The 10,038-nt window shown below is 64.5% G+C and carries 9 protein-coding genes; 7 read left to right on the top strand and 2 right to left on the bottom strand.

Annotated elements, in window-relative coordinates; all coding sequences use genetic code 11:
- The 5 genes from RUW20_RS11055 to RUW20_RS11035 form a co-directional block, all read left to right on the top strand.
- On the top strand, window positions 1-1,172 hold a 1,172-nt coding region (locus tag RUW20_RS11055), incomplete at its 5' end, for an ATP-binding protein (RefSeq protein WP_313952269.1).
- Window positions 1,173-1,649: 477 nt separating this feature from the next.
- Window positions 1,650-2,486 carry an L-type lectin-domain containing protein gene (locus RUW20_RS11050; RefSeq protein WP_313952268.1) on the top strand — a complete coding sequence of 279 codons (837 nt, stop codon included), beginning with the start codon at window positions 1,650-1,652 and terminating at the stop codon, window positions 2,484-2,486.
- Between the two features lie 305 nt (window positions 2,487-2,791).
- Window positions 2,792-3,541 carry a BPSS1780 family membrane protein gene (locus RUW20_RS11045; RefSeq protein WP_313952267.1) on the top strand — a complete coding sequence of 250 codons (750 nt, stop codon included), beginning with the start codon at window positions 2,792-2,794 and terminating at the stop codon, window positions 3,539-3,541.
- A 30-nt stretch (window positions 3,542-3,571) separates the two neighbouring features.
- Window positions 3,572-3,967 (top strand): MAPEG family protein, encoded by a 396-nt coding sequence (locus tag RUW20_RS11040; protein ID WP_313952266.1) that lies wholly within the window; start codon window positions 3,572-3,574, stop codon window positions 3,965-3,967.
- A 47-nt stretch (window positions 3,968-4,014) separates the two neighbouring features.
- Window positions 4,015-5,802 carry an ABC transporter transmembrane domain-containing protein gene (locus RUW20_RS11035; protein ID WP_313952265.1) on the top strand — a complete coding sequence of 596 codons (1,788 nt, stop codon included), beginning with the start codon at window positions 4,015-4,017 and terminating at the stop codon, window positions 5,800-5,802.
- Window positions 5,803-5,826: 24 nt separating this feature from the next.
- On the opposite strand, the gene RUW20_RS11030 is transcribed toward RUW20_RS11035, so the two are convergent.
- Window positions 5,827-7,437 carry a Na+/H+ antiporter gene (locus RUW20_RS11030; RefSeq protein ID WP_313952264.1) on the bottom strand — a complete coding sequence of 537 codons (1,611 nt, stop codon included), beginning with the start codon at window positions 7,435-7,437 and terminating at the stop codon, window positions 5,827-5,829.
- A 229-nt stretch (window positions 7,438-7,666) separates the two neighbouring features.
- Between RUW20_RS11030 and RUW20_RS11025 the strand changes: the two genes are divergently transcribed.
- Window positions 7,667-8,542: a hypothetical protein gene (locus RUW20_RS11025; RefSeq protein WP_313952263.1), complete on the top strand. Its 876-nt coding sequence runs from the start codon at window positions 7,667-7,669 to the stop codon at window positions 8,540-8,542.
- A 94-nt stretch (window positions 8,543-8,636) separates the two neighbouring features.
- On the opposite strand, the gene RUW20_RS11020 is transcribed toward RUW20_RS11025, so the two are convergent.
- Complete coding sequence (locus tag RUW20_RS11020) at window positions 8,637-9,155, bottom strand: LysR substrate-binding domain-containing protein (RefSeq protein ID WP_313952262.1); 519 nt, start codon at window positions 9,153-9,155, stop codon at window positions 8,637-8,639.
- A gap of 223 nt (window positions 9,156-9,378) precedes the next feature.
- Between RUW20_RS11020 and RUW20_RS11015 the strand changes: the two genes are divergently transcribed.
- A complete protein-coding gene (locus tag RUW20_RS11015; protein WP_313952261.1) occupies window positions 9,379-10,032 on the top strand; it encodes a glutathione S-transferase family protein in 654 nt (217 codons plus the stop codon).
- The last annotated feature ends 6 nt before the right edge of the window (window positions 10,033-10,038 follow it).

The following is a 10,038-nucleotide window of genomic DNA, read 5'->3' as shown; positions in this document are numbered from 1 at the left end:
TGTTCGGCTACCCCGGCGAAAGCGCCATTGGCCTGCCCGGCAAGGTACTCTACCCGAGCGATGAAGACTATGCTGAAGTCGGACGCCGGGCGTTTCCGCTGCTCTCGCAGGGTCAGCCCTTCCAGCGCGAACTGTTCCTGCGCCGCGCCGATGACAGCACATTCTGGGGCAACCTGATCGGCTACCTGATCGACCCCAAGGATCCTGCGAAGGGAACCATCTGGCTGATCGAGGACCGCAGCGAGTTCAAGCAGGCGGAGCAAGCGCTGCGCGAAAACCTGCAGCAGCTCAAGGAGACCAACCGTCGCCTGGAAGAAGCGCAAGACCAGCTGCTGCAATCGGAAAAGCTCGCTTCGATCGGATTGCTGGCGGCCGGGGTGGCGCACGAAATCAACAATCCGATCGGTTTTGTCAGTTCAAACCTGCGCATGCTGGCTACCTATTCCCACGACTTGCTGCGTCTGGTCGACGCCTATGCGGTGGCCACATCGAGCGCGCAACTGTCTGCCGACGCGGCAGCGGACTTGGCAGCCCTGCGCAGCGCGGTCGACATCGACTATCTGCGCACCGACCTCGATCAGCTGTTGAGCGAATCGGACGATGGGCTGAGGCGGGTTCGCGACATCGTGCAGAATCTGAAAGACTTCTCGCACATCGATACGGGCGAGTGGCAACAGGTCAATCTGAACAACTGCATCAAGAGCACGCTCAATGTCGTCTGGAACGAAATCAAGTACAAGGCGAAAGCGCAACTCGAGCTCGGCGATCTGCCGGATGTGTTGTGCAACGCGCCCCAGGTCAACCAGGTCATCATGAACCTGCTGGTGAACGCGGCACACGCCATCGAGGCGAACGGCATCATCACCATCCGCAGCGGGCACGACGAGAAAGATGCCTGGTTCGAAATCGAAGATAGTGGTTGTGGCATGAGCGAGGCGGTTCAGAAGCGAATCTTCGAGCCGTTCTTCACCACCAAGCCGATCGGTGCGGGGACCGGCCTCGGTCTCTCGGTCTCCTATGGCATTATCGGCAAGCACGGCGGGCGTATCGAGGTATTCAGTACGTCCGGCGTCGGCACGCGCTTCCGGGTCGGGTTGCCCATCAACGGTTCACCGGCACCATCGGATGCACCCGAGTCTGACACTCCGCCTGCCGCGACGCTCGAAGCCTAGGCGGCTCACATCATTGGTCGATCGCTCATCGACTGCGTCGGGATGCCATTGCACTCTTGTGCACGACCGACGGGCACCTCTGACCGGAACTTGATCGCCCAGGGTGCCGGCTGAACCTGGCGAAGCTGACCGTTGCGAGGTCACCTTCGGCGCCCTGAGGCCGATCGGGACAAGCTGCGTGCACCAGGATCAGGTTTTCAGCGGCACTTTCCGGGAAGTCGTGAAATTCACGCGCCAGTCACCCCAAGTGTCGACTTTCTTTACACCGATCCTCAGCAGCGGCTGGTCATGGCGGGGTTTTTCAGGGCGAGTCATAGCTATGTAACTGATATCACGTGCCTGAATACCGCTGTAGAGATTGCAGGCATGATACTTGCGTGGTATTGGTAAAGGCCGTCCCTCTGTTTCCAGACCGACTGCATTTTGCCTTTCTCCTCGATTTCACAAGATGGCCAGCTGAAGCAAGAAGGAAACACCATGAAAAATATCCTCTCCCGTTGTGCCGTTGCTACCGCGATGCTGAGCATGGCGACCTGCGTCGGAGCCACAACCGTCATCGATTACACGGACTTCTCGAGCGTTGCAGGATTGACGCTCAACGGCAATGCGGCGCAGGTTGGCAACGTTCTGCGAGTCACCCCTGCGGTCGGTGGCCAGTCTGGCAGCGCCTTTTCGACGACTGCCGTGTCCTTGGCTGCGAATGCCTCGTTCAGTACCTTCTTTCAGTTCCGTTTCACGCAACCCGCGGGGTCCGACGGCCAGGGCGTCGGTGCGGATGGGTTGGTATTCACCGTCCAGACGGTCGGCAACAACGTCGGCGGCGCCGGCGGCGGCATCGGCTACGCGGGGATCAACAACAGCGTCGGCATCGAGTTCGACACCTGGAACAACGGTAGTGGCGACAACAACAGCAGCAACCATGTCGGCATCGACGTCAATGGCAGCGTGACTTCGCTCGTGCTGGCAGAAGTGAACGAAGCCGACATGAACAATGGTGACGTCTGGAACGCGTGGGTCGACTACAACGGCGGCAGCAACCTGCTTGAAGTGCGTCTGACGCGCTCTGCGGTTCGCCCCGGCGCCGCCATTCTCTCGCTGACACGCAATCTCGCAACTGACCTGGGCACGACCAACGCCTTCGTCGGTTTCACCTCGGGAACCGGCGCTGCGTGGGCCAACCACGACGTGCTGACGTGGACCCTGGCGGATAACTTCGCACCGATCGGCGGGGGGAATGTACCGGAGCCCGCCTCTCTGGCGCTTCTCGGGCTTGGCCTGGCCGGCCTCGGGCTGGGTCGTCGCAAGCAGGCCTGATCCCCGCCGTAGGCACGAAAACCCCGCCTCGGCGGGGTTTTTTGCTTCCAGGGGGGCTGCAACGCGGCCGTGGTGCGACGGCAAATCGACGTGGAGAACCCGAAAAGTGGATGCAGTGGCCGGCTCCTGGTGGCCTTGGCCGCCTCGATGTCGGCGGGGACGGACCGACGGTCCGGTTCCCCCGGGCACAACTGCACAGGAACACGGCTGCGCGCGTTATAGTGGGCGCCGCGCCGCCGGCGGCTGAGCCGCAAGGCGGGTGCGAGCAGACAATTTTCCGCAACTTGGGACGGCATGAACCAGTGATGAACATTGAACACAAACCCTTCCAGGCCCCGCTCCTGCGGCTGGATGCGCACGGAGCAACCACCAGCGGGCGCTTCATTGCCGAGGGGCGGCGGGTGCCCGTCGGCAATTGCTGCCAGTGGTTGCTCAGTGGCTGGGCGATTTTCCACACGGCACCGGCCACCTGGATGGGCATCTCCGCAGCCTTCTTGACGCTGACCCTGGTGGTCAGCTTCATCCCGGTGCTGGCGGTCGCGATCAACCTGGTGATTCCGGTCCTGATCGGCGGCGTCGCCATCGGTTGCCGGGCCATCGAGGACGACGACCGGATTCGCTTCACACACCTCTTTGCCGGCTTTTTTCGGCGCCCGGGTAGTCTGCTGCTGGTCGGAGTGTTTTACCTGCTGGCAGTGCTGGCGCTGGCCATGGTGGCCGGTCTGGTCGCTGCCGTGGGCGGTTCGGGAGATCCTTCGTCGCCGCTGTTGACGGTCGGTTTTGCCACCACCCTCCTGTTGTTCGTGCCCTTGGCCATGGCCTTCTGGCTGGCACCGCCGCTGGTAGTGTTTCACGATTTTTCGGCGTTGCAGGCGATCCAGACCAGTTTCGCCGTCGCTCGACGCAACTTTGTGCCGTTCTTTCTCTACGGCGTTCTGGTCCTGCTGGCCGCGGTGATCGCCAGCCTGCCGCTGCTACTCGGCTGGCTGCTGCTGCTGCCGGTACTTTACGCCTCGCAGTACGCGTTCTACCGCGACGTCTTTTTTGAACACTGACCGCTGCCGCTCAAAGCGCACACCGACACCATGACTGCCTACCCCGGACCTGCCCTGCTAAGCCTTGCCAGCTCCCTGCTGCTCTTTGCGTGTACCGCCTACGTCGGTCGCTGCCGGATCAAGTTCGCCATCAAGGCGCCGGCGATCAGCGGCCACCCACAGTTCGAGATTGCCTACCGGATCCAGATGAACACGCTCGAAAACACCGTCGCTTTCCTGCCGGTGCTGTGGGTGTGCGCACTGACTTTTTCGAGCCTGTGGGCGACCGTGCTCGGTGGCGGGTGGCTGGCGGGGCGGGTCTGGTATGCGCTGGCCTACGCCAGGGATCCGGCGACCCGGGGCGGTGGTTTCGGGCTGTCGATGCTGTGCTTCGGTGCTCTCGGCCTGGCCGGTGCCTGGGGCGTTCTGAGCGGGTTGTTCGGCTGAACGCCCAGGCTCCCCGCGAGCCGCCCGCAGCCGTTGCGGCCAGCGGCATGATCGCGCCGCCGCCCGCCGTGACACCCAAGTTGCGGCCATTGCGCGCCCTGCTGCCCTACGTGGCACCGTACGGCAGGCAGATCGCCCTGGCGTTGCTGCTACTGCTGATTGCCGCCGCCGCCACCCTGGCGTTGCCCTACGCCGTCAAGCTGCTGGTCGACGGTGGCCTCGCGCTGACACCAGGGGCAGACCTCGCGCCGCGGATGGCCGCCATCCGCGAGCACTTTCTGCTGCTGTTCGCGGTGGCGGTGGTGCTCGGTCTGGCCACCGCTGGACGCTTCTACATGGTCAGCTGGATCGGCGAGCGGGTGACCACCGACCTGCGGCAGGCGGTCTACGCGCACGTGCTGCGGCAGAGCCCGCAGTTCTTCGAGACCCTGAAAACCGGCGAGGTACTGTCGCGTCTGACCACCGACACCACGGTCATCCAGAGTGCCGTCGGTTCGAGTGTCAGCATGGGCCTGCGCAGCGCCGTCCTGTTCGTCGGCGGACTGACCATGCTGGTAACGACCACGCCGCGCCTGATGCTCACCGTCGCCGGCATCATCGTCCTCTTCGTCTTGCCGTCGGTGCTGATCGGTCGGCGCGTGCGCAAGCTGTCGCGTGCCAGTCAGGATCGCATTGCCGACACCAGCGGCATTGCCGGCGAGATCCTCAATGCCATTTCGATCGTCCAGAGCTATACCCAGGAGGATGCCGAGGTAGCACGCTTTTCACTCGCCAACGAGAAAGCCTTCGCCGCCTCCGTTCGCCGCACCGGCACACGTTCGGCATTCACCGCGTTTGTCATCGTCGGCGTCTTCGGCTCCTTGCTCTACGGCTTGTACGGCGGCGTGCAGGCGGTTCTGGCTGGTGAAATGAGCGCCGGCCAGTTGAGTCAGACGGTGCTCTACGTGATGGTCGTCGCCACCAGTGTGGCGGTGCTGGCCGAAGTCTGGGGCGATCTGCTGCGAGCTTCCGGGGCCACCGAGCGCTTGATGGAACTGCTCGCTCTGCGTTCGCCGATCGACGAGCCGGCAGCGCCGGTCGCGCTGCCGGCGCCAGCCGGCGGCCTGCGCGTCGCTTTCGAGCAGGTGCGCTTTGTCTATCCCTCGCGACCGGCGCAGCTCGTCCTCCAGGGCCTCGATCTGACCATCGAAGCCGGCCAGACGGTGGCGCTGGTCGGGCCGTCGGGCGCTGGCAAGACCACCGTCTTCCAGTTGTTGCAGCGCTTCTATGACGTCAGCGAAGGCCTTATCCGGATCGACGGGATTGACTTGCGCCGCCCGCGCCTGGCCGACCTGCGCGCACGCATCGCGGTGGTGCCGCAGGAGGCAGTAATTTTCTCGGGGAGCATTGCCGACAACGTTCGCTACGGCCGACCGGGGGCCAGCGATGAGGAAATCAGGGCGGCTGCAGGCGCCGCTTTCGTCGACGAGTTCGTGCAGCGCCTGCCCGAGGGCTACGCCACCTTCGTCGGCGAGCGCGGCGTTCGCCTCTCCGGTGGCCAGCGCCAGCGCATCGCCATCGCCCGCGCCATTCTCAAGAACGCGCCGCTGCTGTTGCTCGACGAAGCGACCAGCAGCCTCGACGCCGAGAGCGAGCGGGTAGTGCAAGCGGCGCTCGAAGCGGCGATGAGCGGGCGAACGACGATCGTCATCGCCCACCGCCTGGCTACCGTGCAACGCGCCGACCGGATCATCGTGCTCGATCACGGGCAACTGATCGACGCCGGCACGCACCTCGAACTGGTCGAGCGTGGTGGCCTCTATGCGCGCCTGGCAGCGCTGCAGTTCGGCCTGTGAGCGGGTCGCTGGCGCAGCTTCCTGCTAGCCACGCTCGACGCTGATCGAGGAAATCAGTTCGCGCTCGTCGAGTTCGCTTTCGATCACCCGCAAGGTTTCGTCGTTGATCACGTTGGCCGCGCACAACTCATGCAGGCACCGCCGTTCGGCGTTGATCGCGGCCAGACGCAGTCGCCTGCGCAGGCCGATATGCGTTGCCCGCAGCGAAGCGTCCCCGGGGTCGCCCTCGTGCAGCTCGAGCTTGCCGCGGTAGCGACTCAGCAACTGCTCGACGAAAGCCAGATCCTCCGGATCGGTAAGCTCGCTGGCGACGTCCGCCATCGCGGCGAGCGCGGCGCGCGCGATCTGGGCGCGCGCCTTGCGTTCCTCGCCGGCGTCGTCCTGGTCGCTGTTGAGGGCCAGCTTGCGGATCAGCCAGGGTAGCGGTACGCCGTTGAAGGCGAGGGTCAGGATGATCGTCGCTGCCGCCAAGAAGACGACCAGGCTGCGCTCGGGAAAAGGTGTTCCGGCGGCGACCACAGTGGGCACCGAGAGGGCCGTCGCCAGGGTGATCGAGCCGCGCACTGCCGCCCAGCTGACCAGCAGCATGCGCTTGGCGTCCGGCCCCGAAGTGCTGCCGGTCCAGCCCCAATGGAGACGAAAGCGCAGGTGCGCGGAGGTCCACACCCAGGCCAGCCGCAGCACCATCAGCAGCGCCCACAGGACGAAGGCATAGAGCGCAAGGTCGAGTGGTGCGAAATCGTCGACGCCGGTCAGCATGCGGCGCAATTGCAGGCCGAGGAGCACGAAAACGGCACCGTTCAGCACGTAGGACAGCATCCGCCAGACCTCGCGGGCGTGCTGGCGCGCATCGGCGGTCAGCCCTTTCACTTCCTGGCCGCTGGCCCACAGCCCGGCCGCCACCACGGCCAGGATTCCCGAGACCTGCAGAGCCTCGGCCGCAAGGTAGGCACCGTAGGGAATCAACACCGTCAGCAGCGTTTGCAGCACCGGGTCGCCAGCGTGCAGGCGAATCAGGCGTTGGCGCAGTTCACGGCCAAACCACTCGACGGCGATGCCGACGATGATGCCACCGCCAGCCAGGTGCACGAAGTTGCCGGCAACCGCCGCTGACGAGAAGAGCCCGGTGGCCGCGGCAGCAACCGCGAGCTTGAAGGCCACCAGTCCCGAAGCGTCGTTGAGCAGACTTTCGGCGTTGACGATGTGCACGATCCGTGCCGGCAAGGGCAGCAATTGGGTGGTGGCCACCGTGGCCACGGCGTCGGTCGGTGAAACGATTGCGCCGAGCGTGAAAGCGACCGCCAGGGGCATCGCCGGGATCAGCCAGTGCATGACATAACCGACGACGACCACGGTCAGAACGACCAGGCCGAGCGCCAGCAGTAGCACCGGCTTGAGCGTGCGCACGAAATCGCGCCGCGGCAAGACCCAGGCGTCGGCAAAGAGAATCGGCGGGATGAACAGCAGCAGGAAGAGTTCCGGATCGATCTCGATGCCGTCGAGTCCGGGCAGGAACGAGGCCACGACGCCAACCACCACCAGCAGGATCGGCAAGGGCAGCGGTGTCCAATGGACGATCGCGCCGCCGACGGCGACCGCGAGGAGTAGCAGCAGGCTGAGTTCGATGAGAGGCATGCGCGATTCTAGCCTACTCGGATGACTTATGGGATGCGCTAGCGGTCGCGGTTTAAGGTCCGTTTCATTTGCGCGCTTAAGGATGCGCGGAGTCGACGCCCTGCGCCCGCGTGGGGCTCAACCGCAAGAGGAGCAGATGACGCAAAACTGGCCCTCTCCGAACAAATCCACCAAGCGATCCCTGACTGACATGGTTCTTACTTCGCAGCTTCTTACTTCGCAGCTTCCTTTGTCCCAGCGCAGGCCGAACAAGACGAGGCTGATCTTCGCGGCGCTGGCGATACTGATCGCGCTGCTGGCCGGGCTGGTTTTTCTGGCGTGGCAGCACTTCTATCCCGTGACGGTCGCCGATGGTTGGTCGTCGCGTGTGTTTCTTGACGAGCTGCCCTACGTCAGCGCGTTGGCGAGAGACAAACACGGCCTGCTGTACGTCACTCAGGAACTGAACAACAAGCACGGCAACGTGTTTACGCTTGACGCCAGCGGCGCCAGGAAGGTGGCCCTGGCCGGTCTTTCCAAGCCCGACGGCCTGGCGTCGTTTGGCGACGGAATGGTCGTCAGCCAGGAGGGCGGCGAGCACCCGCTGCTGTGGATTCATGGCGGCGAGATTGAAGCGCTGTTTGTCGCCAAAAATGCCGAAGGGATCGCTACTGACGGGCGTTTTCTTTACGTTATCGAGGATCGTCCCGGAGACGGGCGGCTGCTTCGTTTTGACCCGTCGACGAAGGTGGTCACCGTCTTGCGCGAGGGCCTGCATGCCGGCGAGGGCGTCGCGGTCTGCCCGGATGGGCAGTTGTACTACGCCGAAAAGGGTCGGGGATGGGTCAAGCGCTGGCGCTCCGAGGGGCGGGACGAAGTGGTTCTCGGCGGTCTCAACGCGCCGGGCTTTCTGATGTGCAACGACGAAGGTCTCTGGGTGACCGAGGATGCCACCCATCGCGCGCGTCTGCTGTTGCTGGACCGCTTCGGATCCCTGCAGGTCATCCTGAAACATCTGCGTTCCGCACAGACCGTGCTGTCTCTCGCTCCCGGGCATTTGCTGATCGCCGAGCAAGGCCGCGGCCGTGTCCTCGAACTCACGCGCTTGCCCACGCGCCCCGAATGAGACGCGTGAACCCGGGACCCTCGTTACCGGTGATCGATCCTCGCGCAGGGCATTGCGCCATCGGGTGAGTTCGGGCTGGCGACAGCCAGTCGCCTCATGCTGGAGCAAGCACGCCGTCCGGCGCGCAATACGAGCTGGCTTTCTCGAACAGCCACTCGCGAAGGGCGACGACGGCAGCCTGCTGCTCGTCGGCTGGACGACAGACGAAGAAATAAGACAGTGGTGACTCGACCGACAAGGCGAACGGCCGTAGCAGACGGCCGCTCGCCAGATCGTCGACGGCCAGCGTGTGCCGTGCCAGGGCAACTCCCTGGCCGGACGCCGTGGCCATCAGCATCAAGCTCGAATCGTCGAAGACGGCCCCGCGCTGTGGTTCCTCGATAGCCACCCCGGCAGCGCTGAACCACGGTTGCCAGAGCTCGTCGTTGGAGCGCAGCAGCGGCAGCCCGAGCAGTTGTTCGGGACTGGCAAGGCGATGGCGGGTGATGAACTCGGGCGAACACACCGGGTAATACCAGTCCTTCATCAACAGCCGGCAGCTCAGCCCGGGGGAGTGCCCGTGCCCGAAGCGAACGGTGGTCGAGACATCGCGCTGCTTCCCGGCGACCACCATCTCGTCGCAGGCGCGGGAAGAATGGTGGTCGAATGCTGGCCTTTGGCGGTAGCAGGCGCCGATCTACCCGCTAGAATTCGCCTGGCGCCGCCGCTGGCACGTGTCGGCAGCAAGTGGCGCCTGCCGGCACTCGCGCTGCGGCGCGCCGCGTTGGCCTGGACCTGAAAGCCGCGGCCCGGCACCTCAAATCACCGCAAACCTTCGACGATCGGAGCACAACAAGATGGACGCAAACAGCAGTCAGCACTACCAGCTTCTCGGGCTTTACGACTCACCCTTCGTGCGGCGGGTGGCGGTGACCATGAATCTCTACGAAATCCCGTTCGAGCACGTCTCGCTGTCGGTGTTCCGGCAGATGGACGCCATGCGCCCGCTCAATCCGCTGTTCAAGGTGCCGATGCTGACGCTGCCCGGTGGCGAGAAGCTCTACGAGAGTGCGTATGTGCTCGACTACCTCGATGAACTCGCTGCCGAGCGCGGTCTTTCGCCGCTGATTCCGCGCTCCGGTCCGCAGCGGCGGCAGGTGCAGCAACTGATGGCCCTGGCCATCGTCGCCACCGAGAAATCGGTGGCCATGGAATACGAGCGCAAGCGTCCCGCCGAGCTGCAATGGCCCGACTGGAGCAGCCGCTTGCGTGGCCAGATGCGGCAGGCCTTTGCCATGCTCGAAGAACGCATGGCCGGCGTCTCGGGAACGGGCGGCTTCCTGCACGGCGGTCGCTTGACGCAGGCTGACGTTACGACGGTAGCCGGTATCGGCTTCGTGCGCACCATCCAGCCGGATGAGTGGCCAAGGGGCCAATATCCGGCGCTCGAAGCGCTGGCGGCGAGGCTCGAAGCGAGCGCAGCGTTCACGGCGGTGCCGCTGGACCAGTGACGGTAG

The sequence above is a fragment of the Accumulibacter sp. genome (assembly GCF_032229525.1).
Classification (GTDB): domain Bacteria; phylum Pseudomonadota; class Gammaproteobacteria; order Burkholderiales; family Rhodocyclaceae; genus Accumulibacter.
This window is presented reverse-complemented; position numbering and strand designations above follow the sequence as displayed.